Below are 22,883 nucleotides of genomic sequence, written 5' to 3'. Positions count from 1 at the left end.
GCCGCGGGCGCGGCTGACGTCTCCATCCCGGCCTGTATGGACATCGTCCTGCTCTTTCCCGGTCAGGGGTCGCAGACCCCCGGCATGGGGCGCGACCTGGCCGAGGCGCACGCCGCCGCGCGAGAGGTCTTCGCCGCCGTCGACGACGCGCTCGGGGCGCCGCTCTCCGGGCTATGCTTCGAGGGACCGGCCGAGGAGCTGACGCTCACGCACAACGCCCAGCCGGCGCTGCTCACCCACGGCGCCGCCGTGTGGGCCACGGTGCGCGACGCGCTCGGCCCGCACGTGCGCGCCGCCGCGGGCCACTCGCTCGGCGAGTTCACCGCGTATCACGCCGCCGGCGCGCTGGACCTCGGTGACGCCGCGCGCCTAGTCCGCCGCCGCGGAGAGCTGATGTTCCGCTCCGGCGAGGAGCGCCCCGGCGCCATGGCCGCGCTGCTCGGCGACCCCACGCGGCCCGTCGAGGAGATCTGCGACGAGGCGTCGCGCGACGCGGGGCTCGTCGTGCCGGCGAACTACAACTCCCCGGGCCAGCTCGTCATCTCCGGCGAGGTGGCCGGCGTCGAGCGGGCGATGGAGCTCGCGAAGGCCGCCGGCGTGCGGCGCGCGATGCGGCTGAACGTGAGCGGGGCGTTCCACTCGCCGCTCATGGCGCCGGCGCAGGCCGGCCTCCGCGAGGCGCTCGACGCGACGGACATGCGCGACGCCGACGTCCCGGTCTACGCGAACGTGAACGCCGAACCCGTTACGAGCGCGGCACGTGCGCGCGATCTGCTCGCCCAGCAGCTCGTCTCGCCCGTGCGGTGGATCGACGTCGTCCGCGCGCTCGCCGAGCGGCATCCGGACGCCTTGTTCGTCGAGATGGGCCCGGGCGCGGTGCTCTCGGGGCTCGCGAAGAAGATCGTTCCCGGCATTCAGACCGCGACGTGCGGCACCGCCGCCGAAGTCGACGCCCTTCTCGAGCGCGTCGGCGCACCCGCATAGCCACCCCATGCAGATCGATCTCTCCGGGCGCGTCGCGCTCGTCACGGGCAGCACGCGGGGTATCGGCCGCGCGATCGCCGAGCGGCTCGCCGGCGCGGGGGCGACGGTGGCCGTCGTCGGCCGCGATCAGGGGCGCGCCGAGGAGGCCGCGGCGCAGATCGGCGGCTCGGCGCGGGGCTTCGCGTGCGACGTGTCCGACGTCGCGCAGGCCGCGGCGCTCGTGTCGAGCGTGGAGCAGACGCTCGGCTCGTGCGACATCCTCGTGAACAACGCGGGGCTCACGCGCGACAACCTGCTGCTGCGGCTCAAGGACGACGACTGGAACGCGGTGATCGACGCGAACCTGCGCGGCGCGTTCGCCACCATGCGCGCCGCCTCGCGCGGCATGATGAAGCGCCGCTGGGGGCGGATGATCAACATCGCGAGCGTGGTCGGCATCACCGGCAACAAGGGCCAGGCGAACTACGCGGCGAGCAAGGCGGGGCTCATCGGCCTCACGAAGAGCGTGGCGAAGGAGCTGGCGAGCCGCAACATCCTGGCGAACGTGGTCGCGCCGGGGCTCATCGAGACCGACATGACGGCCGCGATGCCCGACGAGGCCCGCGCGCAGATGGCGAGCGCGATCCCGCTGGAGCGCGTGGGAAAGCCGGAGGACATCGCGAACGCGGTGCTCTTCCTGGCCTCCGACCTCGCCGCGTACGTCACTGGCCAGGTGCTGGTGGTCGACGGCGGGATGGTCATGTGAGACCCCCCGCCGTTCCATAGACCCTTCGGGGTCAGTATTTTCCGGGCTCCGGACGATCGCACGGAGCCCACTCCACTCTCTCGGGACGACCCATGGCCGACAACAGCGCGAAGGTGAAGGACATCATCGAAAAGGAGCTCGGCGTCGAGCGCGAGAAGCTGACGGACGAGGCCAGCTTCATCGACGACCTCGGGGCGGACTCGCTCGACATCGTGGAGCTGGTCATGGAGTTCGAGAAGGAGTTCAACATCGACATCCCGGACGAGGACGCGGAGAAGCTGCGCACCGTCGGGGACGCGATCGGCTACCTCAACTCGAAGGTCGGCGGTTGATGCGACGAAGGGTCGTCGTCACCGGGTTGGGGGCGGTGTCGCCGGTCGGGAACGACGTGGCGACGACCTGGCGTTCGCTGCTCGAGGGGAAGTCGGGCGGAGCACCCATCACGAAGTTCGACGCGTCGAACTTCGCGGTCCGCTTCGCCTGTGAGGTGAAGGCGTTCGACGCGCTGCTGTACATGGATCGCAAGGAGGCCAAGCGCTCCGACCTGTACACGCAGTACGCGATGGCCGGCGCCGTCCAGGCGATGGCCGACGCGGGGCTCGCCGAGGGCGGGTTCGATCCGAACGAGCTGGGTGTCATCATCGGCAGCGGCATCGGTGGGCTGAACACGTTCGAGGATCAGCATCGCACGTTCATGGAGAGCGGGCCGAAGCGCATCTCGCCGTTCTTCATCCCGATGTTCATCTCCGACATCGCGGCCGGCGTCGTGTCCATGCGCTTCGGCGCGAAGGGGCCGAACTTCGGCATCGTCTCGGCGTGCGCCACGAGCGCGCACGCGATCGGCGAGGCGTTCCGCGCGATCCAGTACGGCGACGCGGAGGTCATGATCGCCGGCGGCTCCGAGGCCGCCGTCACACCGATGTCGATCGGCGGGTTCGCGAACATGGGCGCGCTCTCGACGCGCAACGACAGCCCGTCCACCGCGTCGCGCCCGTTCGACGCGACGCGCGACGGCTTCGTGATGGGCGAGGGCGCCGGCGTGGTGGTCCTCGAGGAGCTCGAGCACGCGCGGCGCCGCGGCGCGCACATCTACGGCGAGGTCGCGGGCTACGCCGCCACGGGCGACGCGTATCACCTCACCGGGCAGCCGCCGGAGCACGAGGGGCTGCAGCGCTCCATGCGCCGCGCGCTCGCCGACGCGGGGCTCACGGTCGCCGACGTGCAGTACGTGAACGCGCACGGCACCAGCACGCCGCTGAACGACCCGAACGAGGCGAAGGCGATCCGCAACGTGTTCCGCGAGCACACCGACCTGCTGAGCGTCAGCTCGACGAAGTCGGCGACGGGGCACATGCTCGGCGCGGCGGGCGCCATCGAGTTCATCGCGTGCACGCTCGCCATCCGCGATCGGAAGGTGCCGCCGACGATCAACCACAGCACTCCGGACCCGGAGTGCGACCTGGACATCACGCCTAACGTGCCGCGCGAGCGCGACATCGACGCGGCGCTGAGCAACAGCTCCGGCTTCGGCGGCCACAACACCACGCTCGCCGTCCGTCGGTTCACCGAGTGAGGCGCGTCGCGCCCGACGTCATGCCGCAGCCGGTCTCGTTCGACCTCGCGCGCATCGAGGACCGCGCGCTACATCCCGTCGCCGAGAAGGTGCTCGCCGGCGTGCGACTCGACGGCGCCGACGCGCTCGCGCTGTATCGCTCGCCCGATCTGCTGGGCGTCGGCACGATGGCCGACGCCGTGAACCGTGCCCGCCACGGCGACCGCGTGACGTTCGCGGCGAACCAGCACATCAACCCGACGAACATCTGCATCCTGCGGAACACCTGCCACTTCTGCGGCTACGCGCGCACGCCGCGAGAGGAGGGGGCGTACCGCTACTCGATCGAGCAGGTGCTGGCCGAGGCGGCGCACGCGGCTGACGGGCTGACGCGCGAGTTCCACATCGTCGGTGGCCTCGACGTGAAGACGGGGCTCGCGTACTACCAGGAGATGTTCCGCGCGCTGAAGGCGAACTTCCCGCACGTGCACATCAAGGCGCTCACCGCGGTGGAGATCGCGCACATCGCGCGCATGGAGAAGCTCTCCTGGGCGGAGGTGCTGTCGGCGCTGCGCGAGGCGGGCCTCGACACGCTCCCCGGCGGCGGCGCGGAGACGTTCAGCTCCGCGGTGCGCGACCAGATCGCGGAACGGAAGCTCGGCGGCGCCGACTACATCGGCGTGCACCGCGCCGCGCATGCGTTAGGCATCCGGTCGAACTGCACGATGCTCTATGGCCACGTGGAGACGATGGAGGATCGCGTCGAGCACCTGCAGATGCTCCGCGACCTGCAGGACGAGACGGCCGGCTTCCTCGCCTACATCCCGCTCGCCTACCATCCGGACGGCAACCGACTCGGCGAGCAGCTCGGGCGGCAGGGCGTCGCGAGCACGGGATTCGACGATCTCAAGATGGTCGCCGTCGGCCGCCTGTTCCTCGACAACTTCGCGCACGTGAAGTCGCACTGGATCATGGTCACGCCGGCCGTGACGCAGGTCAGCCTGCACTTCGGCGTGAACGACATCGAGGGGACCGTGGTGCGCGAGAAGATCTACCACGCCGTCGGCGCGCACACGCCGCAGGGCCTCACGCTCGAGGAGCTGCTGCGGCTCATTCGCGGGGCGGGGAAGGTGCCGGCCGAGCGCGACTCGTTCTACAACGTGCTGCGCACGTTCGACGACGCGCCCGACGCGCCCGACGCGCCCGTGGCCGCCGCGGCGGTGGCCTGACGTGACCACCCGCGTCGGCCGCATCCCGTACGTCAACTGCTACCCGGTCTACGGCGCCATCGACCGCGGCGTCGTGAAGCTCGACGGGGAGCTCGTGACCGGCGTGCCGTCGGTGCTGAATCGCGCGATGGCCGAGGGCGCGCTCGACGTCAGCGTCGTCTCCGCGGTGGAGTACGCGCGCGACGCGCACCGCTACCTGCTGCTCCCCGACGTGTCGATCTCGTGCGACGGGCCGGTGCGCAGCGTGTTGATGTTCTCCGACGTGCCCGCGGAATCGTTGGGCGGTCGCCGCGTCGTGGTGAGCAAGAGCTCCATGACGAGCGTCGCCCTGCTCGAGCTGCTGTTCGAGAACGTGTGGAAGTGCCGGCCGGAGTTCGTTCCCGGCGACGCGGAGATGTCCGACCTGCACGCGTTCGAGCGCGGCGGCACCCGCCCGGCGCGCCTCGTCATCGGCGACGCCGCGCTGCTGCTCGGCTCCGGCGACGCGCGCGGCGACCTCGGCCCCGAACCGTACGCGCACGTCTACGACCTCGGCGCCGAGTGGAAGCGCTGGACCGGGCTGCCGTTCGTGTTCGCGGTGTGGATCGCGAGCCGCACCACGCCCGTCGCGGAAGCGCTCGGCGTGCACGCGTCGCTCATCGAGTCGCGCGACTGGGGGCTGGCGCATCGCGCGCTGCTCGCCCGCCAGGCGCACGACGCCACCGGCGTGTCGCTCGCCGCGTGCGACGAGTACCTCTCCGGCCTCGACTACGGCCTCTCCTACCCGCACCTCGCGGGGCTGACGGAGTTCTTCCGCCGGCTCGTGAGCGCGGGGCGCGTGCCCAACGGCACGCTCGCCTTCCTCCCCGCCGCGTGAGCGCCATGGGCGAGACCCGCGACTTCCTCGACTTCTACACGAACGCGCCGCTGCTGGAGCTGGGCGCGGCGGCCGACGCCGTGCGGCGCGAGAAGCACCCGCACAACGTCGTCACGTTCATCGTCGACCGGAACATCAACTACACGAACGTCTGCGTCGCCGACTGCGGCTTCTGCGCATTCTATCGCCGCCCGAAGCACGGTGAGGGCTACACGCTCTCGTACGAGCAGATCGGCGCGAAGATCGAGGAGACGAAGGCGTTGGGCGGCGTGCAGATCCTCATCCAGGGCGGCCACAACCCGTACATCCCGTTCGACTGGTACCTGGATCTGCTCCGCTACATCAAGAAGTACCACCCGATCCACGTGCACGGCTTCAGCCCGAGCGAGGTGGACTTCTTCGCCACGCGCTTCCGCATGGACGCGGTGGACGTGATCCGCGAGCTCCGCAAGGCGGGACTCGACTCCATCCCGGGGGGCGGCGGCGAGATCCTCGTGCAGCGCGTGCGCGACTACGCCGCCCCGAAGAAGGCGGGTGCCGATCGCTGGCTCGAGATCATGGAGCTCGCGCACAAGGAGGGGATGAAGACCTCCGTCACGATGATGTACGGGCTCGGCGAGACGCTCGCCGAGCGGCTCGAGCACCTGCAGCGCGTGCGCGAGGTGCAGGCGCGCACCGGCGGCTTCACGGCGTTCATCTGCTGGCCGCTGCAGCCGGAGAACACGCCCGAGTTCCAGCACATGCCGAAGACGGACGCGGTGACGTACCTGCGCACCGTCGCCCTGGCGCGGCTCGTGCTCGACAACGTCCCGAACCTGCAGGCGAGCTGGGTCACCATGGGCCTCAAGGTCGGCCAGACGTCGCTGCGCTTCGGCTGCAACGACTTCGGGTCGCTGATGATCGAGGAGAACGTGGTGTCCGCGGCGAACACGACGTACCGCACGACGGTCGAGGAGATCGAGCGCATCATCACCGACGCGGGGTTCACGCCGGCGCGCCGTCGGCAGGACTACTCGGTGATCGCCGAGCCGCGGGAGGCGTCGGCCGCGGCGTGACCGTACGGGTCGGCGTCGGGTACGACTCGCACCGCTTCGGCCCGGGCGGACCGCTGGTGCTCGGCGGGGTGCGCCTCGACGTCGACTACCGCCTGCTCGGCCACTCCGACGGCGACGCGATCGCGCACGCGCTCACCGACGCGGTGCTCGGCGCCGCCGGCGCGGGCGACATCGGCGAGCTGTTCGCCGACACCGACCCGGCGAATGCCGGGCGCGACTCGGTGGAGATGCTCCGCATCGCCGTCGACCGCGTGCGCGAGCGCGGCTGGCGCGTGTCGAACGCCGACGTGACCGTCGTGGCGGAGCGCCCGCGTATCGGCCCACACCGCGACGCGATGCGCGCGGCGATGGCGGAAGCGTTAGGCATCGCGCCGGACGAGGTGTTCGTGAAGGGGAAGACCAACGAAGGGCTCGGGTGGATCGGCCGCGGCGAGGGGCTCGCCTGCGTCGCCGTCGCCTCGCTCGTGCGCGACGAACCCGCGGCCTGACCGGATCGCCCGGTGCTGCAGGAGCTGCTCGATTGGTTCGCCGGACTGCCGCCGCTCGCGCTGTATCTCGCGCTGGCGTTCGCCGCGGGCATCGAGAACGTCTTCCCGCCGCTCCCGTCCGACACGGTCGTCGCGTTCGGCAGCTTCATCGCCGCGAGGGGGCACGCGTCGCCCGTGCTCACCTATCTCGCGACGCTCACCGGCAACCTCGCGGGCGCGATGTTCATGTACTGGCTCGGCGCGCGCTACGGTGCCGAGCGCGTCCTGCGCCGCTTCGGGGCCGCGGGGAGCGGGCGCGGGCGGCTGGAGGACATGTACGCGCGCTACGGCACGCTCGCCATCGCGGTGAGCCGCTTCCTCCCCGGGCTGCGGGCGATCGTGCCGCCGGTGGCCGGCGCGCTGCGCGTCGGCGCGATCCGCGCGCTGGTCGCGATGGGCGTCGCGTCCGCGCTCTGGTACGGCGGCATCACCTACCTCGCGTTCACCGCCGGCGCGAACTTCGAGGCGCTGCAGGCGCGGATCGCGAGCGGCCAGAAGTGGGTCGGCTTGGGCGCGGCGGCGCTGGTGGCGCTCGCCGTCGCGGTGTGGCTCGTGCGGCGTCGCCGGCGCGCGTGAGCGCGTAGCTTCCGTCCGATGCCGCCCGGTGCTCCGCTGCTCCCCGACGAGACCGCGCGCGCGTTTCTGCTCGAGCGGTTCCAGGACTTCCTGTCGCTCGAGTCGGGCGCGGCGAGCAACACGCGCGAGGCGTACGCGCGCGACCTCGCCCGCTTCGCGAGCTTCGCGCTCACCGTCGGCGCGCGCGGCCCCGCCGACCTCGACGCCCGGCAGCTGCGGAACTACGTGTACCACCTGAAGGACCTCGGGCTCTCGCCGGCGTCCATCCGCCGCGGCGTCAGCGCCATCCGCACGTACTACCGGTTCCTGCTCTCCGAGGGCCACGTCGTGCGCGACCCGAGCGAGCGGCTGGAGACGCCGCGCGGATGGCGGTCGCTCCCCGAGGTGCTGACGGTCGAGGAGGTCGAGCGCCTGCTCGCTGCGCCCTCGCTCGACGACCCGTTCGTCTTCCGCGACCGCGCGATGCTGGAGCTCGCGTACGGGGCGGGGCTCCGCGTCTCGGAGTGGATCGGACTCGCGGTCCGCGACCTGTTGCTCGAGGACCTGCTCGTGCGGGTGTTCGGCAAGGGCGGCAAGGAACGCCTCGTCCCGATCGGCGGCAAGGCCGTCGGCGCCGTGGCCATGTATCTTCGAGAGCTGAGGCCGAGGCTGGAGAAGGGGCGCGGGCGCGGCATCCTGTTCCTCAACGCGAGGGGGGAGCCGCTCACGCGCATGGGGGCCTGGAAGGTGCTCAGGAAGCACGTGGAGCGCGCCGGGATCGAGAAGACCGTCACGCCGCACACGCTCCGGCACTCGTTCGCCACGCATCTGCTGGAAGGGGGCGCGGACCTGCGCGCCGTGCAGGAGATGCTGGGCCACGCGGACATCTCCACCACGCAGATCTACACGCACGTCGACCGCGAGTACCTGCGCAGCGTTCACCGGCAGTACCACCCACGCTCATGATCCTCGTCATCGACAACTACGACTCGTTCACGTACAACCTCGTGCAGTACCTCGGCGCGCTCGGTGCCGACGTGGTCGTGCGGCGCAACGACGCCATCGACGTGGACGAGGTGGGCGCGCTGCGGCCGAAGGCGATCGTGCTCTCGCCCGGGCCGTGCACGCCGGCCGAGGCAGGAGTCACCGTGCCCGTCGTGCGGCGGTGGGGCGCCGAGATCCCGACGCTCGGCGTGTGCCTCGGCCACCAGGCGATCGGGGAGGCGTACGGCGGCCACGTCGTGCGCGCGCGGCGCGTGATGCACGGCAAGACGTCGCGCATCCTGCACGACGGGACGGGACTGTTCGCCGGGCTGCCGTCGCCGCTCGAGGTGATGCGCTACCACTCGCTCATCGTCGAGGACTCGTCGCTCCCCGAGTCGCTGGAAGTCGTCTCGCGCGCGTCGGACGATCCGTCGGAGATCCACGCCGTTAGGCACCGCGAGCACCCCGTGTGGGGCGTGCAGTTCCACCCCGAGTCGATCCTCACGACCGGCGGGAAGCAGATCCTCCAGAACTTCCTGGCGCTCGCCGGATGATCCGCGGGCTCGCGCTCGCCGTCGCGATCGTCGCCGCCGCGCCCTGCATCGCGGCGCAGCCGGCGCCCGCGCGTACGTGCGCGACCTCGGCCCCGGCGTGGCGGGGCGCCTGCTCCGCGACGCGCTCGCGCGGCCACACGCGGTGGTCGTCGCGCCCGACACCGGCATCGTGCTCGGACGCGGCACCGACGTGCCGACCACGCTGCTCGTCATCGGCGGACCGGCGCGGCTCGAGGGACACGTCCGCGGCGACTTCATCGTGCTCGGCGACGTCGTGCTCCGTCCCGGTGCGAGGATCGATGGACGGGCGATCGCGTTCGGCGGGGTCGTGCTGAACTCCACGCTCGCGACCGTAGCCGGCGAGCGGCTCGCGTTTCCCGACGTCGGCTTCCGCGCCACGCCGACGGGCGGCGAGACCTACGCGCTGGACTACGAGCTTCTCGAGCACCACCCGGTGCCGAGGTTCTCGCTCCCCGGGTTGTTCGGCGTGCAGATTCCGACCTACGACCGCATCGACGGCCTCTCGGCCGGCGTCGGGCCGGAGATCGCGCTCGACACGGGGCGGCTGCGCATCGATCCCGCGCTGACGTATCGCTCGCACCTCGGCACGCTCGATCCATCGGCGACGGCGACGTGGGAGCTCGGGCGTCGCACCGCGCTGGAGGCGCGCGCCGGCCGCGGCACGTTCACGAACGACGCGTGGATGCGCAGCGATCTCGTGAACACGGCGACGGCGCTGTTCGCCGGCAGCGACGCGCGGAACTACTACCGCGCCGATCGCGCGGAGCTCACCGGCACGCGGCGCTTCGAGACGACGTCCTCGGTGATCGCGCCGTTCGTCGGCGCGCTCGTCGAGCGCTCGTGGTCGGCCGCGCGCGACTCGCTCGCGTCGTCGGCACCGCGGAGCTTCCTCGCGCGCCACGACCGCGAGGAGGGGATGCTCCGGCCGAATCCCGCGGTGACGGGCGGCTCCATCGCGTCCGCGCTCCTCGGCGTGCGCGCGGAGGTGCTGAACGGCCCGGTCACCGCGCACGGGCTGCTGCGCGCCGAGCTGCCCCTGGCCACCCCCGACGACCGCCGCTTCGCGCAGCTCACCGTCGACGGCCAGGTCTCGTTCCCGGCGTTCCGCGATCACACGTTCGACGCGCTCGGACACTTCGTGCTCACCGCGGGCGACAGCACGCCGTCGCAGCGCTACGCGTACGTCGGCGGCGGACCGACGATCCCCACGCTGCTGCTGCTGGAGCAGGGGGGCGACCGGCTCGTGTGGCTCGAGAGCCGGTACACGGTCCCGGTGAACGCGGTGAAGCTGCCGTTCGTCGGCAGCCCGAAGGTCGCGCTGCGCCACGTCGTCGGCGGCGCGGGCGTCGGTCGACTCCCGGCGCTCACGCAGAACCTCGGGCTGCGTCTCATTCTCGCCGTCGTCCGCGTCGACTTCGTGATCGACCCGGCGAAGCCCTCGCGACACGAGCTGGGCGTCAGCCTCTCCGCGCCCTGAGCCCGGTCAGCCGCGTCACACGGGTCGCTCGTTCGGCGCCGCCTCGCGCGGCGCCTCCGCGCCCTGGGTCGCGACGGGCTGCTCCTCGGTGGTCCCCGTGCGCGGCGAGAGCGTCGGCCCCTCGGGCGCCGGCCGGAGCAGCGACGCGACGACCGATGCGCCGAGCAGCGCCGCGATGACGCCGAGCGAGATGCCGATCGGGATCGGCCACTTCGACGAGACGAGCATCTTCACGCCGACGAACGCGAGCACCGCGGCGAGCCCGTAGCGCAGCAGGTGGAAGCGCGTGATCGCCCCGGCGAGGAGGAAGAACAGCGACCGCAGCCCGAGTATCGCGAACACGTTCGACGTGTAGACGATGAACGGGTCGTTCGTGACGCCGAAGATGGCGGGGATCGAGTCGACCGCGAAGACGAGGTCCGTCGTCTCCACGAGCACGAGCACGATGAACAGCGGCGTCGCGAACCACCGCTCGGCGCCACCGCCGGCGGGCCGCGCGCGCACGAAGAAGTGCTGGCCGCGGAACGTCGGCGTGACGGGGAAGACGCGGCGCACGAGCTTGAGCGCCGGGTTGTGCTCCGGGTCGACCTGCTCGCCGCCGGAGACGGCCATCCGCGCGCCCGTGTACACGAGGAACGCGCCGAACACGAAGATGATCCAGTGGAAGCGGTGGATGAGCGCCGCGCCTAACGCGATCATCGCGCCGCGCATGAGCAGCGCCCCGAGGATCCCCCAGAACAGCACGCGGTGCCGCTGGATCTCCGGCACCTTGAAGTAGCTGAAGAGCAGGAGGAACACGAACAGGTTGTCGACCGACAGCGCTTCCTCGACGAGATAGCCGGCCGCGAACTCCAGCGCCGACTGCCGCCCGACGAAGTAGTAGATGCCCAGGCCGAACAGCGCGGCGAGCGTGATCCACACGACGCTCCACGTCGCGGCCTCGCGCGCGCGCACGACGTGCGCTCGGCGGTGGAAGACGCCGAGGTCGAGCGCGAGCACGCTCAGCACACCGAGAGTGAAGACGGCCCAGAGCAGGGGATGCGACATGCGGCGGAAGTAAGCACGCGGCGGACCGCGACGCAGACGCGTTCTGCGTTCGGCGCCGCGTTTGCGTTCGGGTGGACCGCGTGGTACGTTACATGGCGTGAATTTTGCGTCCGCCCTCGCCGCTGTCGGATGAGCCTGCTCGCCGTGATCCCGGCGCGCCTCGGCGCCACGCGGCTCCCGCGCAAGCCGCTGCGCCTCCTCGGTGGCGTCCCGCTCGTCGTCCGCGTCTGGCAGCGCGTCCACCAGCTCGCCGTCGCGGACTACTGCGTCGTCGCCACCGACGCTCACGAAGTCGCCGACGTGATCCGGGCCGCCGGCGGCGAGGCCGTCCTCACCCGCGACGACCATCCGTCCGGCACCGACCGCGTGGCCGAAGTCGCGACGCGCCCGGCGTTCGCGCGCTACGACTGCATCGTAAATATCCAGGGCGACGAGCCGTTTGCCAGTGCCGACGTGATCCGCGCCGCGGCCACGCTCGTCACGAGCGCGCGCTTTCCGCTCGGCACCGTCGCGTGTCCCGCGGCGCCCGACGCGCTCGCGCAGTCCGACGTCGTGAAGGTCGTCACTGCCGACGACGGGCGCGCCCTGTATTTTTCGCGGGCGGCCATCCCGCATCTGCGCGACGACGGCGACGCCCACGACCGCACGCTGCGTGACCGCCTCGTCCACCGCCACATCGGCATCTACGCCTACACGCGCGACGCGCTGGCCCGTTGGGTCGCGCTGCCGCCGCACCCGCTCGAGCGCGTGGAGCGGCTGGAGCAGCTTCGCCCCCTCGCGCACGGCATCCCGATCGGCGTCGCCGTCGTCGCCGACCCGCCGCCGGCGGGCATCGACACCGAAGCGGACCTCGCGCGCGCCGACGCCGAGTGGCCCGCGTGGGAACGCGCGCAGCGCGCGCATCGCACCGTAGTCCATCGCGACCCGACACCGAGCCATGCCTAACCAAACCGCTGCCGCGCCGTCGAACGCCGCCGCGACGCAACCGACGAAGTTCATCTTCGTCACCGGGGGCGTCGTCTCCTCCCTCGGCAAGGGGATCGCGGCCGCCTCGCTCGGCCGACTGCTCGTCGAGCGCGGCCTCCGGGTCACCATGCTGAAGTTCGACCCGTACCTGAACGTGGATCCGGGCACCATGTCGCCGTTCCAGCACGGCGAGGTGTTCGTCACCGACGACAAGGCCGAGACCGACCTCGACCTCGGGCATTACGAGCGCTTCCTCGACCGCTCGCTGTCGCAGGCGAACAACGTCACGACGGGGCGCATCTACCTGAACGTCATCAGCAAGGAGCGCCGCGGCGAGTACCTCGGCTCCACCGTACAGGTCATCCCCCACGTCACCGACGAGATCAAGACCGCGGTGAAGCGCGTCGCGCCCGACAACGACGTGGTGATCGTCGAGGTCGGCGGCACCGTCGGCGACATCGAGTCGCAGCCGTTCCTCGAGGCGATCCGCCAGTTCCGCCACGAAGTCGGCGCACGCAACGCGGTGTTCATCCACCTCACGCTGGTGCCGTACATCGCCGCCGCGGGTGAGGTGAAGACGAAGCCGACGCAGCACTCGGTGCGCGAGCTCATGGAGATCGGAATCCAGCCGGACTTCCTGATCTGCCGCTCGGAGCAGCCGCTCTCCGAGGACGTCAAACGCAAGATCGCGCTGTTCTGCAACGTCGACTTCGGCGCCGTCGTCGAGAGCGTCGACGTGCCCACGATCTACGAGATCCCGCTCGCGTTCCACGAGCAGGGCCTAGACGCTCGCGTGTGCGAGCGCCTGAACCTCCGCACGCGCGAGCCCGATCTCGACGAGTGGCGCGACATCGTGCGCCGCATCGTGGAGCCGCGCTCCCGCGTGCGCATCGCCGTCGTCGGCAAGTACACCGACTACGTCGACAGCTACAAGAGCGTGCAGGAGGCGTTGATCCACGGCGGCATCGCGAACGACGTCGGCGTCGACATCGAGTGGCTGTCGAGCGACATGTTCACGGACGCCGACCGGGCACGCGAGATCCTCGCCGACTTCGACGGGCTGCTCGTCCCGGGCGGCTTCGGCGTGCGCGGCGTCGAGGGGATGGTCGAGGCGATCCGCGCGGCGCGCGAGACGGCGACGCCGTTCTTCGGGATCTGTCTCGGCATGCAGACGGCGATCATCGAGTTCGCGCGCAACGTCTGCGGCATCGAGGACAGCCACTCGAGCGAGTTCGCGCCGGAGTGCGCGAACGCGGTGATCTCGCTCATGGAGTCGCAGCAGCACGTGACCGACATGGGCGGCACCATGCGACTCGGCGCGTACGCGTGCCGGCTCACGCCCGACACGCACGCGGCCGCGGCGTACGGCGCGCCGGAGGTCAGTGAGCGCCACCGCCACCGCTACGAGGTGTCGAACCGCTACCGCGACACGTTCGTGAAGCACGGCATGGCGCTGAGCGGACTGTCGCCCGACGGCTCGCTCGTGGAGATCGTGGAGCTCGCGGACCACCCGTGGTTCCTCGGCTGCCAGTTCCACCCCGAGCTGAAGTCGCGCCCGACGCGCGCGCACCCGCTGTTCCGCGAGTTCATCGCCGCCGCGGCTCGGCATCACGCGTCGGGCAACGGCGCGTCGTTCGACGGCGTGCGCGACGGCGCGCGCGTGGACGGCCACGCCGCGGCGGTGAACCCGCTCGTCTCCTCGCTCGACTGACGCTCATGGCGATCGCACGTTCCCTCGAAAGCCCGCTGCGGCGCGGCCGCTTGTTCCTCATCGCCGGCCCGTGTCAGCTCGAGGACGACGACCTGAATCTTCGGGTCGCCGAGCATCTCGCGCGGCTGGCGGAACGCGTGCCCGGGGGCGTGATCTTCAAGGCGAGCTTCGACAAGGCGAATCGCTCGAACCCCGGCGCCATGCGCGGCCTGGGCATCGAGCGCGGGCTCGTCGCGCTGGAGCGCGTGAAGCGCGAGACGGGACTTCCCGTGCTCACCGACATCCACCTGCCCGAGCAGTGCGAGACCGCGGCCGAGGTGGTGGACGTGCTGCAGATCCCAGCGTTCCTCTGTCGTCAGACGGATCTGCTCGTGGCGGCCGGCGCGACGGGGCTGCCGGTGAACGTGAAGAAGGGGCAGTGGATGCATCCCGAGGGAATGCGCGGCGCGGTGGACAAGGTGCGCCGCGGCGCGCGCGGCTGCGAGCGACACGACCTGCCGGGCGGCGAGATGGTCGCCGTGACGGAGCGCGGCACGTTCTTCGGCTACGGCGATCTCGTCGTCGACTTCCGCGCGGTCTCCCGCATGCGCGAGGCGTGCGCCGCGCCGGTGATCTTCGACGGAACGCACAGCGTGCAGCAGCCCGGCCGCGGCGAGGGTGGCGCGAGCGGCGGCGCGCGGGAGTTCATCCCGCCGCTCACGCTCGCGGCGTGTGCCGCCGGCGTCGACGGCCTCTTTCTCGAGACGCACCCGACGCCCGACACGGCCCCGAGCGATGGGCCTAACATGATCCCGCTCGACCAGCTCGAGGGGCTCGTCACGCGCGCGCGCTGCGCGTGTGGGAGGCGGCGCGCGCATGACGGCCTTCCCCCCGCTGCTCGGTGGCAACGGCACGACGACGTCCGCGCGCGCGCCGGTGTTCCCCGCGGATCTCGCGCGCCGGATCCGGTGGGTGGGCTTCGACGTGGACGGCGTGCTCACCGACGGCGGCATCTACCTCGGCGACGTCGTGGGGCGCCGCCTGGAGTTCAAGCGCTACGACATCCAGGACGGACTCGGCATCCTCATGCTGCGCATGGCCGGCATCCGCACCGGGATCGTCACCGGTCGCGTGTCGGAGAGCGTCAGGCTGCGCGCCGAGGAGCTGGGCGTCGACGATCTGGTGCAGGACGCGCGGGCGATGAAGCTGCGCGCCATCCGCCGCATCGGCGAGGAGCACGGCATCGGCCTCGACGAGATGGCGTACCTGGGTGACGACCTGCCGGACGTCGCCGTGCTGCGCGCCGTCGGTCTGCCCGTCGTCGTCGCGAATGCCACCGACGACGCGTGGCGCGAGGCGCGTCGCTTCACGCTCACACGCGGCGGTGGGCGCGGCGCGGTGCGCGAGTTCGCCGAGCTGCTGCTGAAGGCCCGCGGCGAGTGGGACGCCATCGTCGAGCGCTACGTATCGAGTCGCGCGATGGACGTCGAGCCCGAGGGCGTGGTGCCGTGAGCGACACGACGACGGACCTGGCCGAGCTGCGCGCGCACGTCGCGCTCGACGCCGAGCGCACGGTCGCGACCGGACGCCGCGTGCTGCGCATGGAGCGCGACGCGATCGACGGCGTGGAGCGGCGCCTCGACCACGCGTTCGCGCGCGCGGTGGAGCTCATCGCGACGTCGCCGGGCCGCGTGATCGTCGCGGGCGTGGGCAAATCCGGCCTGATCGCGCGCAAGATCGCGGCGACGCTCACGTCCACCGGCACGCCGGCGGCGTTCCTGCACCCGGTGGAGAGTGTGCACGGCGACCTCGGGATCGTGGGCCCGTCCGACGTCGCGATCCTGCTCTCGAAGAGCGGCGAGACGGAGGAGCTGCTGCCGCTGCTCGGGCAGCTCGAGCGCTTCGGCGTGCGCACCATCGCGATCACCGGCAACGTCGCGTCGTCGCTCGGCCGACACGCCGACGTGGTGCTCGACGCGTGGGTGCGTGAGGAAGCATGCCCGCACGACCTCGCGCCGACCACCAGCACCACCGCGGCGCTCGCGCTCGGCGACGCGCTGTCCGTCGCACTGCTCGAGGTGAAGGGCTTCCGCCGCGAGGACTTCGCGCGCCTCCACCCGGGTGGGTCGCTCGGTCGCAAGCTGCTCGTCCGCGTGGACGACGTCATGATCGAGCAGCCGCTCCCGCTGCTCGCGCCGACGGACACGGTGCGCGCGGCGGTGGTGACGCTCGCCCGGCAACGCGGGATCGCCGCGGTCGTCGACGCGGATCGGCGCCTGCTCGGCGTGTTCACCACCGGCGACCTCACGCGCCTGCTCCAGCGGGACGACGCGTCGATGGATGAATCCGTCGAGGCGGTGATGACGCGAGGTGGGAAGTCCGCCCGTCCGGAGGAACTCGGCAGCCAGGCGGTGTACCGCATGGAGCAGCACGGCATCATCGCGATGCCCGTCGTCGACGACGCGAGCCGGGTCGTCGGCGTCGTCCATCTCCACGATCTCATGCGGGCCGGCGCCGCGTGATGCGCTCCCCGATGCAGGCAATGCACGCACGACGTCGCACGATCCTTCTCGTCACGCTGCTCGCCACCGCGGCGGCGTGCAAGGACAAGAACACCCCCACGCTCGCCACGAAGCGTTCCGCGCTCGGCGACTCCGCAGACCAGGTCATGTTCGGGCTCCGTCACGCGCTCACCACCGCCGGCGTGCGCCGCGGCGAGCTGCAAGCGGACACCGCGTTCTTCTACGACGACATGAACCGGATGGAGCTGCGGAAGGTCAACACGATCTTCTTCGACCGGAACGGCGTGAAGAACGCGACGATGTCGGCCAAGCAGGGGACGTACGACGTACGGACGCAGAAGCTCGACGGCCGCGGCGACGTGGTCGTGACGAGCGAGGACGGGCGGAAGCTGAAGTCGCCGCATCTCGTGTACGACCGCACGCTGAATCAGATCTCGAGCGACACCGCGTTCACGTACACGTCGCCGGGACGCAACTTCTCGGGCATCGGCTTCCGCTCCGATCCGCAGCTGACGAACGTGACGGTGCTCAGCGGCGCGAAGGGAGGCACCGTGCTGCCCGCCGGCGGCCTGACGCGCAAGCCGAAGCCATGAGCCACCCGCGCCGCGCGCTCGCTCTCGCCGTGCTCGTCGCCGCGTCCGTCGCGGCGTGCGCGCGTGGGCCGAGAGCCCGCACCACGCCGACGCCGCCCGCGCGACCGGATACGTCGGCCGTCGCTGTGCGCGACACGGCAGCGCGCCGCGACACGACGGCGATCACGCGCGCCGACAGCGCCGCGCGCGATTCCGCCGCACGCGCCGCGCGCGCGGACTCGGCGCGACGCGCTGCCGCACCACCGCGCCGTCGCGCGGAGGACCCGACGTCGCGCTGCCGGTTCGTCGCCATCAACGATACGCCCGACAGCCCGCCGAACTCGCGCCTCAACAAGTTCGGCAACGGCGACGGCAACGAGATCGTGTACGTCGGCGCCGGCGTCGTCGCGCACTGCCGCGGCATCAACAACCGCCTGCAGGCCGACAGCGCCGAGTACTACAGCGTGAACGGCATGCTCCTGCTCGTGAACAACGTCGTGTACGACGAGCCGGGTCGCGTGCACCTGACGTCGAACCGTCTCACCTACTACACGGCCGAGGAGCGGCTGGTGGCCGAGGGGAACGTCTTCGTCACGCTGCCCACGGGCACGACGATGACCGGGCCGCAGGCCGAGTACCTGCGCGAGGCGCCGGGGCTGCGCGACCGCTCGCGTCTCACCGCGATCGGCCGACCGGTGCTGCGCGTGGTGACGACCGGCGACGCGACCGCCGACAGCGCACGCCCCGCGAGGAGCCGCTCCGCCGCGAGGACGGCGACGACGCGCGACACGGCGACGATCATCGCGAACACGATCCTCGACGAGGGCGACAGCCTGGTATACGCGTCGGGCCAGGTGCAGATCATCCGGCCCGACGTCACCGCGACGTCCGACTCGGCCACGTTCGATCAGGGCACCGAGCTCGCGCACCTCGTGAACAACGCGCAGATCAAGGGCACGCGCGGCCGGCAGTTCACGCTCTCGGGCACGCTCATCGACCTGTTCTCGAAGCAGCGCGAGCTGACGCGCGTGGTGTCGCGCGGCAAGGCGCGCGTGCTGAGCGACGACCTCGATCTGAAGTCGGACACGGTCGACCTGCGAGTGCGCGAGAGCAGAGTGGAGCGCGCGTACGCGTGGGGCCCGTCACGCGCGACGGCCACGTCGCCCGACCGCGACGTCGTCGCCGACTCGATCGAGGCGATCATGCCCGACCAGCGCATCCGCGAGCTGCACGCCGTGCGGCGCGCGGTCGCGCGCTCGATCCCCGACTCCACGAAGATCGCGTCGAAGGAGCGCGACTTCCTCGCCGGCGACACGATCGTCGCGCGCTTCGATACGCTCGCCGCGGCGCGCGACACCACGAAGAACCCGCCGGTGAAGCAGATCGTCGCCGCGGGGAACGCCAGCTCGCTCTACCAGATCGCGTCGAGCGAGGGGCGCACGGCGACGCCGGGGATCAACTACGTGAAGGGACGCCGCATCACGGTGGACTTCGACAGCAGCCAGGTGCAGACGGTCACGGTCACCGACTCGGCCACCGGCGTGTATCTGGAGCCCGGCGACTCGACGTCGGACAGCACGCGCACGCGCCGCGGCACGACGACGCCTCCAGCCGTCCGGCGCGGCGGGGGCATCTCGCCGCCGGTGCGCCGCCCCGGCGGACGCCCGAACGGCGACGCGCCGCTGGAGTCGAGCGCGGCGCCGGCGGTCGTTCGCCGGATCCCGTGGAATCGAGGAGCGAGCCTGGTGCGCGAGATCGTGCGAGGTGGATGGTGAGCGGGGTCGAAGGACCACCGGGCGGCGAGCTGCCGGGCGACGTGCCCGCGCGCGTCCGCGAGCTGCTCGCATCGGTGGCGGAGAGCGACCGCTCCGCGGCGCTCGCCCTGCACGCCATCCTATCGTCGGCCGACGACGAGGGGATCGCGCCGCTCGACGAGGTCGCGCGCCGCTATCGCGACGACCACCTCGCCGCGCTCCGCCACGAGGGGCGCGACGCGGAGCACGAGGCCGGGCGCCTCAGCCTCGACGAGGTGCGCCATCACCTCGCGACGTCGGTGCTGCCGCGCCTCGCGGGCCTCGGGATCGTGACGCTCTCGACGAACGACGTCGGCACCGTCGAGGGCGTGCGCGTCACCGAGGGCCTCTGGCGCGACGTGCGGCCCGTGCGCGGCGACGTCGCGGCGTCGCTGCGCCAGACGGGCGAGCATCACGCGGCGCGCCCGACGCCCGCCGAGCCGCATCGCGGCAACGGCACCGGCCCGCACGGGAGCGTGCTGGAGGCGCAGGGGCTCGTGAAGATCTATCGGCGGCGTCACGTCGTCGAGGACGTGGCCCTCCGATTGCAACAGGGGGAGATCGTCGGACTGCTGGGCCCGAATGGCGCCGGGAAGACGACGACCTTCTACATGATCGTCGGGCTGATCGCGCCGAACGCGGGGCGCATCCTGTTGGACGGCGAGGACGTCACCTCCATGCCGATGTACCGGCGCGCGCGCCGCGGCGTCGGGTACCTTTCACAGGAGCCGTCGATCTTCCGCAAGCTGTCGGTCGAGGACAACATCCTCGCGATCCTCGAGACGCTGCCGATCTCACGACGCGAGCGCGAGGAGCGGCTCGAGGCGCTGCTCGACGAGCTGAAGATCAAGCATCTGCGGGACAGCAAGGCCTACCAGCTCTCTGGCGGCGAGCGGCGGCGGCTGGAGATCACGCGGGCGCTGGTGACGCGGCCGAAGTTCATGATGCTGGACGAGCCGTTCGCCGGCGTCGATCCCATCGCGGTGCACGACATCCAGACCATCGTGGCCGACCTGCGGCACCGCAACATCGGCGTCCTGATCAGCGACCACAACGTCGAGCAGACGCTCGACATCGTGGACCGCGCGTACATTATGTTCGACGGCCAGGTGAAGGTGAGCGGCCCCGTGCGCGATCTCGTGTACGACGACACGGTGGCCGAGATCTACCTCGGTCCGACCCTCACGGCGCGGCTGCGAGAGCGGTTCGCGTCGAACGAACGACAGCAGGGATAAGGTGCGATGAAGGCCGGTCTCAATCAGAGCACGCAGCTCAAGCAGGAGCTCAAGATCAATCCACGCCTCTATCAGGCGATGGATCTGCTCTACATGCCCCTGCTCGACCTCCAGCAGCACCTCAAGCAGGAGCTCCTCAACAATCCGTTCCTCGACATGGTCGAGCCGGACGAGGACGAGGAGGAAGAGGGCGCCGAGACCACGGAGACCTCGGCGGAGGAGCAGAAGGAGAAGAAGGAGGAGGACGAGAACGAGATCGACTGGGAGAACATCCTGCTCGATGGCTTCGACGCCGGTGGCCGGCGCGAGGAGCACGAGGAGAAGGAGTACTACGAGCCGGTCACCGTCGCCGAGCGCGACCTCGGCGACCACCTGCGCGATCAGATCCAGCTGCTCGACCTGAACCCGCGGCAGCTCATGCTCGCCGACGAGTTCCTCGGCAACATCAACGAGGACGGGTACCTCGACTGCTCGCTCGAGGACATCCTCGCCGGGATCAACGACGTCATCCGCCAGACGGCGGAGGAGATGGACCGCGACCCCGACGAGGCGCCGTACTACGCGCCGCAGGAAGCGGAGGAGATGCTCCGCGTCGTGCAGAGCCTCGACCCCGCGGGCGTCGGCGCGCGCGACCTGCGCGAGTGCCTCATGCTGCAGCTCAAGGACGCGGGACTCGAGCACAGCGTGCCGTATCGGCTCGTGCGCGACTGCTTCGAGGAGCTCATCGCGCACCGGTGGAGCGAGATCTCCAAGCGCTTCGGCATCAGCCCCGCCGACGTGCAGCGCGCGGCCGACGAGATCGCGAAGCTCGACCCGAAGCCGGGCCTTCTCTACAGCTCCGCGGGCGACAACTACATCATCCCCGATCTCATCGTCGAGAAGATCGACGGCAAGTATCACGTCTTCCTGAACGATGCGAACCTGCCGCGCCTCAAGCTGTCGAAGGCGTATCAGGAGATCGCGCGCGACAAGAAGAAGTTCGAGGGAGAGAGCAAGGAGTTCATCTCCAACAAGCTCAACTCCGCGAACTGGATGATCCAGGCGATCGAGCAGCGCCGGCAGACGATGCTGAAGGTCATGAACTACATCGTCGACCGGCAGCGCGACTTCTTCGAGAAGGGCGTGCAGTACCTCAAGCCGCTCACACTGCGCGAGGTCGCGGAAGTCATCAACATGCACGAGAGCACGGTGAGCCGGGTGACGAACGAGAAGTTCGTGCAGACGCCGCGCGGCGTGCTCCCGCTCAAGTTCTTCTTCTCGTCCGGTCTCTCCACGACCGACGGCGAGGACGTCTCGGCGCGCGGCATCAAGGACCAGATCCAGAAGCTGGTCCAGAACGAGGATCCCAAGCATCCGCTCACCGACCAGGCGATCGTCAACATCCTGAAGCAGAACGGGGTGAACATCGCGCGGCGCACCGTCGCGAAGTACCGCGACCAGCTGGGAGTCCTCTCCGCCCGCATGCGCAAGCGGGTATGACGGCGGTGGTCGACCCGTCCCGCCCGACCGTGAGTCCCCCCTACGCCTCCGACGTCGACCCCGTCCCAGACCGGGTCGACGTCAGCGTACTGGTGCCCGCGAAGGACGAGTCGGAGAATCTCCCGCTGTTCATGGAGCAGGCGGAGGAGACGTTCGGCCGCCACCCCGACATCCGCTTCGAGGTCGTCGTCGTCGACGATGGGTCGCGCGACGATTCGTGGGCCGTGTTGGACAGGCTGCGCGCGCGCTATCCCTTTCTGCGCGTCGCACGCCATCGCACGCGGCGCGGCATCGCCGACGCGCTGCGCACCGGCTTCCAGCACGCGCGCGGCGACGTGCTGGTGTTCTATCCGGCCGACCTGCAGTTCAAGCCCGAGGACATCCCGCGTCTCGTGACGCCGATCCTCGCCGGCGAGAGCGACATGGTCACCGGCTACAAGCAGGGGCACTACGAGAAAGCGTTCGTCTCGCGGATCTACAACGGGCTGAGTCGGTCGCTGTTCGACGTGCCGGTGCGCGACCTGAACAGCGTGAAGGCATACCGCCGCGAGATCATGGCCGGGCTGCCGCTTCGCCCGGACTGGCACCGCTACATGATCGTGCTCGCGGCGTCGCAGGGCTACACGGTGTCCGAGGTGCCGGTGCCGCTGTACCCGCGTCACGCGGGCCGCTCGAAGTTCGGCATCGGACGCATTCCGGTGGGCGTGCTCGACATGCTCGCGGTGTGGTTCGAGCTGCGCTTCGGCCGCAAGCCGCTGCTGCTGTTCGGCATGCTCGGCTTCGCGCTGTTCGTGCTCGGCTCTCTCGCCGGCGTCGGCGCGCTGCTTCGGCTGCTCGTCACCGGGCAGGGGCAGCGGTGGGTATGGACGGTGATCCAGACGTCGGTGATCCTCGGCGGTCTGTTCTTCACGACGGGTCTGCTCGGCGAGATGATCGCCGGTCAGCGCGCCGAGATCGCGGAGCTGCGGCGCGAGCTCGACGAAGCGCGCGACCGCCGGGACGGGCGCCAGCCGCGCGATCCGCGCTGACGACGCGTTAGG

The 22,883-nt window shown here is 70.9% G+C and carries 22 protein-coding genes and 1 pseudogene; 22 read left to right on the top strand and 1 reads right to left on the bottom strand.

The window, feature by feature from the left end; genetic code table 11:
- Positions 1–36: 36 nt before the first annotated feature.
- The 12 genes from fabD to J421_RS16400 all read left to right on the top strand — a co-directional run bounded on the left by fabD (position 37) and on the right by J421_RS16400 (position 10,539).
- Positions 37–984 (top strand): ACP S-malonyltransferase, encoded by a 948-nt coding sequence (gene fabD / locus J421_RS16455; RefSeq protein WP_025412274.1) that lies wholly within the window; start codon positions 37–39, stop codon positions 982–984.
- A 7-nt stretch (positions 985–991) separates the two neighbouring features.
- Positions 992–1,729, top strand: a complete 738-nt coding sequence (fabG, locus tag J421_RS16450; protein ID WP_148306360.1) for a 3-oxoacyl-[acyl-carrier-protein] reductase — start codon at positions 992–994, stop codon at positions 1,727–1,729.
- 92 nt (positions 1,730–1,821) lie between these two features.
- Entirely contained in the window at positions 1,822–2,061 is a 240-nt protein-coding gene (locus J421_RS16445; RefSeq protein ID WP_025412272.1) for an acyl carrier protein, read from the top strand.
- On the top strand, positions 2,061–3,302 hold the full coding sequence (gene fabF, locus J421_RS16440; RefSeq protein WP_025412271.1) for a beta-ketoacyl-ACP synthase II: 1,242 nt from the start codon (positions 2,061–2,063) through the stop codon (positions 3,300–3,302). Before J421_RS16445 ends, fabF begins: the two co-directional genes overlap by 1 nt.
- 20 nt (positions 3,303–3,322) lie before the next feature.
- On the top strand, positions 3,323–4,510 hold the full coding sequence (gene mqnE / locus J421_RS16435; RefSeq protein ID WP_104023139.1) for an aminofutalosine synthase MqnE: 1,188 nt from the start codon (positions 3,323–3,325) through the stop codon (positions 4,508–4,510).
- Between the two features lies 1 nt (position 4,511).
- Positions 4,512–5,366: a menaquinone biosynthetic enzyme MqnA/MqnD family protein gene (locus tag J421_RS16430; protein WP_025412269.1), complete on the top strand. Its 855-nt coding sequence runs from the start codon at positions 4,512–4,514 to the stop codon at positions 5,364–5,366.
- A gap of 5 nt (positions 5,367–5,371) precedes the next feature.
- Positions 5,372–6,421 carry a cyclic dehypoxanthinyl futalosine synthase gene (gene mqnC, locus J421_RS16425; RefSeq protein WP_025412268.1) on the top strand — a complete coding sequence of 350 codons (1,050 nt, stop codon included), beginning with the start codon at positions 5,372–5,374 and terminating at the stop codon, positions 6,419–6,421.
- Entirely contained in the window at positions 6,418–6,909 is a 492-nt protein-coding gene (ispF, locus tag J421_RS16420; protein WP_025412267.1) for a 2-C-methyl-D-erythritol 2,4-cyclodiphosphate synthase, read from the top strand. Before mqnC ends, ispF begins: the two co-directional genes overlap by 4 nt.
- 12 nt (positions 6,910–6,921) lie before the next feature.
- Positions 6,922–7,524 (top strand): DedA family protein, encoded by a 603-nt coding sequence (locus J421_RS16415; RefSeq protein WP_025412266.1) that lies wholly within the window; start codon positions 6,922–6,924, stop codon positions 7,522–7,524.
- An 18-nt stretch (positions 7,525–7,542) separates the two neighbouring features.
- Entirely contained in the window at positions 7,543–8,469 is a 927-nt protein-coding gene (gene xerD, locus J421_RS16410; protein ID WP_025412265.1) for a site-specific tyrosine recombinase XerD, read from the top strand.
- Positions 8,466–9,041 carry an anthranilate synthase component II gene (locus tag J421_RS16405; protein ID WP_025412264.1) on the top strand — a complete coding sequence of 192 codons (576 nt, stop codon included), beginning with the start codon at positions 8,466–8,468 and terminating at the stop codon, positions 9,039–9,041. The genes xerD and J421_RS16405 overlap by 4 nt, the downstream gene beginning before the upstream one ends.
- Positions 9,042–9,117: 76 nt before the next feature.
- A complete protein-coding gene (locus J421_RS16400; RefSeq protein WP_025412263.1) occupies positions 9,118–10,539 on the top strand; it encodes a hypothetical protein in 1,422 nt (473 codons plus the stop codon).
- A gap of 15 nt (positions 10,540–10,554) precedes the next feature.
- Here the strand turns inward: J421_RS16400 and J421_RS16395 are convergent, their stop codons facing one another.
- Positions 10,555–11,586, bottom strand: coding sequence for a TerC family protein (locus J421_RS16395; RefSeq protein WP_025412262.1), 1,032 nt, complete (start codon positions 11,584–11,586; stop codon positions 10,555–10,557).
- A 129-nt stretch (positions 11,587–11,715) separates the two neighbouring features.
- Here J421_RS16395 and kdsB point away from each other — a divergent pair, with 129 nt between their 5' ends.
- The 10 genes and pseudogenes from kdsB to J421_RS16345 all read left to right on the top strand — a co-directional run bounded on the left by kdsB (position 11,716) and on the right by J421_RS16345 (position 22,871).
- Positions 11,716–12,531 (top strand): 3-deoxy-manno-octulosonate cytidylyltransferase, encoded by an 816-nt coding sequence (kdsB, locus tag J421_RS16390; RefSeq protein ID WP_025412261.1) that lies wholly within the window; start codon positions 11,716–11,718, stop codon positions 12,529–12,531.
- The gene (pyrG, locus tag J421_RS16385; protein ID WP_025412260.1) at positions 12,524–14,263 is read left to right on the top strand and encodes a CTP synthase; all 1,740 of its coding nucleotides are present in this window, start codon (positions 12,524–12,526) and stop codon (positions 14,261–14,263) included. The genes kdsB and pyrG overlap by 8 nt, the downstream gene beginning before the upstream one ends.
- A gap of 5 nt (positions 14,264–14,268) precedes the next feature.
- Positions 14,269–15,027, top strand: a pseudogene (gene kdsA, locus J421_RS16380) (3-deoxy-8-phosphooctulonate synthase); the annotation flags it as partial.
- A 91-nt stretch (positions 15,028–15,118) separates the two neighbouring features.
- Positions 15,119–15,754, top strand: a complete 636-nt coding sequence (locus tag J421_RS16375; RefSeq protein WP_148306359.1) for a KdsC family phosphatase — start codon at positions 15,119–15,121, stop codon at positions 15,752–15,754.
- Positions 15,755–15,843: 89 nt separating this feature from the next.
- A complete protein-coding gene (locus J421_RS16370) occupies positions 15,844–16,764 on the top strand; it encodes a KpsF/GutQ family sugar-phosphate isomerase (protein ID WP_104023138.1) in 921 nt (306 codons plus the stop codon).
- A 20-nt stretch (positions 16,765–16,784) separates the two neighbouring features.
- Complete coding sequence (gene lptC / locus J421_RS16365; protein ID WP_025412256.1) at positions 16,785–17,357, top strand: LPS export ABC transporter periplasmic protein LptC; 573 nt, start codon at positions 16,785–16,787, stop codon at positions 17,355–17,357.
- The gene (locus J421_RS16360; RefSeq protein WP_025412255.1) at positions 17,354–19,111 is read left to right on the top strand and encodes an LptA/OstA family protein; all 1,758 of its coding nucleotides are present in this window, start codon (positions 17,354–17,356) and stop codon (positions 19,109–19,111) included. The genes lptC and J421_RS16360 overlap by 4 nt, the downstream gene beginning before the upstream one ends.
- A gap of 494 nt (positions 19,112–19,605) precedes the next feature.
- Entirely contained in the window at positions 19,606–20,364 is a 759-nt protein-coding gene (gene lptB / locus J421_RS34635) for an LPS export ABC transporter ATP-binding protein (RefSeq protein WP_025412254.1), read from the top strand.
- A 6-nt stretch (positions 20,365–20,370) separates the two neighbouring features.
- Positions 20,371–21,843 carry an RNA polymerase factor sigma-54 gene (gene rpoN / locus J421_RS16350; RefSeq protein ID WP_025412253.1) on the top strand — a complete coding sequence of 491 codons (1,473 nt, stop codon included), beginning with the start codon at positions 20,371–20,373 and terminating at the stop codon, positions 21,841–21,843.
- A gap of 29 nt (positions 21,844–21,872) precedes the next feature.
- Positions 21,873–22,871, top strand: a complete 999-nt coding sequence (locus J421_RS16345; RefSeq protein ID WP_158508816.1) for a glycosyltransferase — start codon at positions 21,873–21,875, stop codon at positions 22,869–22,871.
- Positions 22,872–22,883 lie beyond the last annotated feature (12 nt).

The organism is Gemmatirosa kalamazoonensis, assembly GCF_000522985.1.
GTDB lineage: Bacteria > Gemmatimonadota > Gemmatimonadetes > Gemmatimonadales > Gemmatimonadaceae > Gemmatirosa > Gemmatirosa kalamazoonensis.
This window is presented reverse-complemented; position numbering and strand designations above follow the sequence as displayed.

Coding starts and splice junctions, on each gene's coding strand:
- fabD (WP_025412274.1), top strand. CDS start 37: ATGGACATCGTCCTGCTCTTTCCCGGTCAGGGGTCGCAGACCCCCGGC.
- J421_RS16405 (WP_025412264.1), top strand. CDS start 8,466: ATGATCCTCGTCATCGACAACTACGACTCGTTCACGTACAACCTCGTG.
- rpoN (WP_025412253.1), top strand. CDS start 20,371: ATGAAGGCCGGTCTCAATCAGAGCACGCAGCTCAAGCAGGAGCTCAAG.
- J421_RS16375 (WP_148306359.1), top strand. CDS start 15,119: ATGACGGCCTTCCCCCCGCTGCTCGGTGGCAACGGCACGACGACGTCC.
- J421_RS16370 (WP_104023138.1), top strand. CDS start 15,844: ATGGAGCGCGACGCGATCGACGGCGTGGAGCGGCGCCTCGACCACGCG.
- fabF (WP_025412271.1), top strand. CDS start 2,061: ATGCGACGAAGGGTCGTCGTCACCGGGTTGGGGGCGGTGTCGCCGGTC.
- mqnE (WP_104023139.1), top strand. CDS start 3,323: ATGCCGCAGCCGGTCTCGTTCGACCTCGCGCGCATCGAGGACCGCGCG.
- lptC (WP_025412256.1), top strand. CDS start 16,785: ATGCACGCACGACGTCGCACGATCCTTCTCGTCACGCTGCTCGCCACC.
- mqnC (WP_025412268.1), top strand. CDS start 5,372: ATGGGCGAGACCCGCGACTTCCTCGACTTCTACACGAACGCGCCGCTG.
- xerD (WP_025412265.1), top strand. CDS start 7,543: ATGCCGCCCGGTGCTCCGCTGCTCCCCGACGAGACCGCGCGCGCGTTT.
- J421_RS16360 (WP_025412255.1), top strand. CDS start 17,354: ATGAGCCACCCGCGCCGCGCGCTCGCTCTCGCCGTGCTCGTCGCCGCG.
- J421_RS16395 (WP_025412262.1), bottom strand. CDS start 11,586: ATGTCGCATCCCCTGCTCTGGGCCGTCTTCACTCTCGGTGTGCTGAGC.
- J421_RS16445 (WP_025412272.1), top strand. CDS start 1,822: ATGGCCGACAACAGCGCGAAGGTGAAGGACATCATCGAAAAGGAGCTC.
- kdsB (WP_025412261.1), top strand. CDS start 11,716: ATGAGCCTGCTCGCCGTGATCCCGGCGCGCCTCGGCGCCACGCGGCTC.
- pyrG (WP_025412260.1), top strand. CDS start 12,524: ATGCCTAACCAAACCGCTGCCGCGCCGTCGAACGCCGCCGCGACGCAA.
- fabG (WP_148306360.1), top strand. CDS start 992: ATGCAGATCGATCTCTCCGGGCGCGTCGCGCTCGTCACGGGCAGCACG.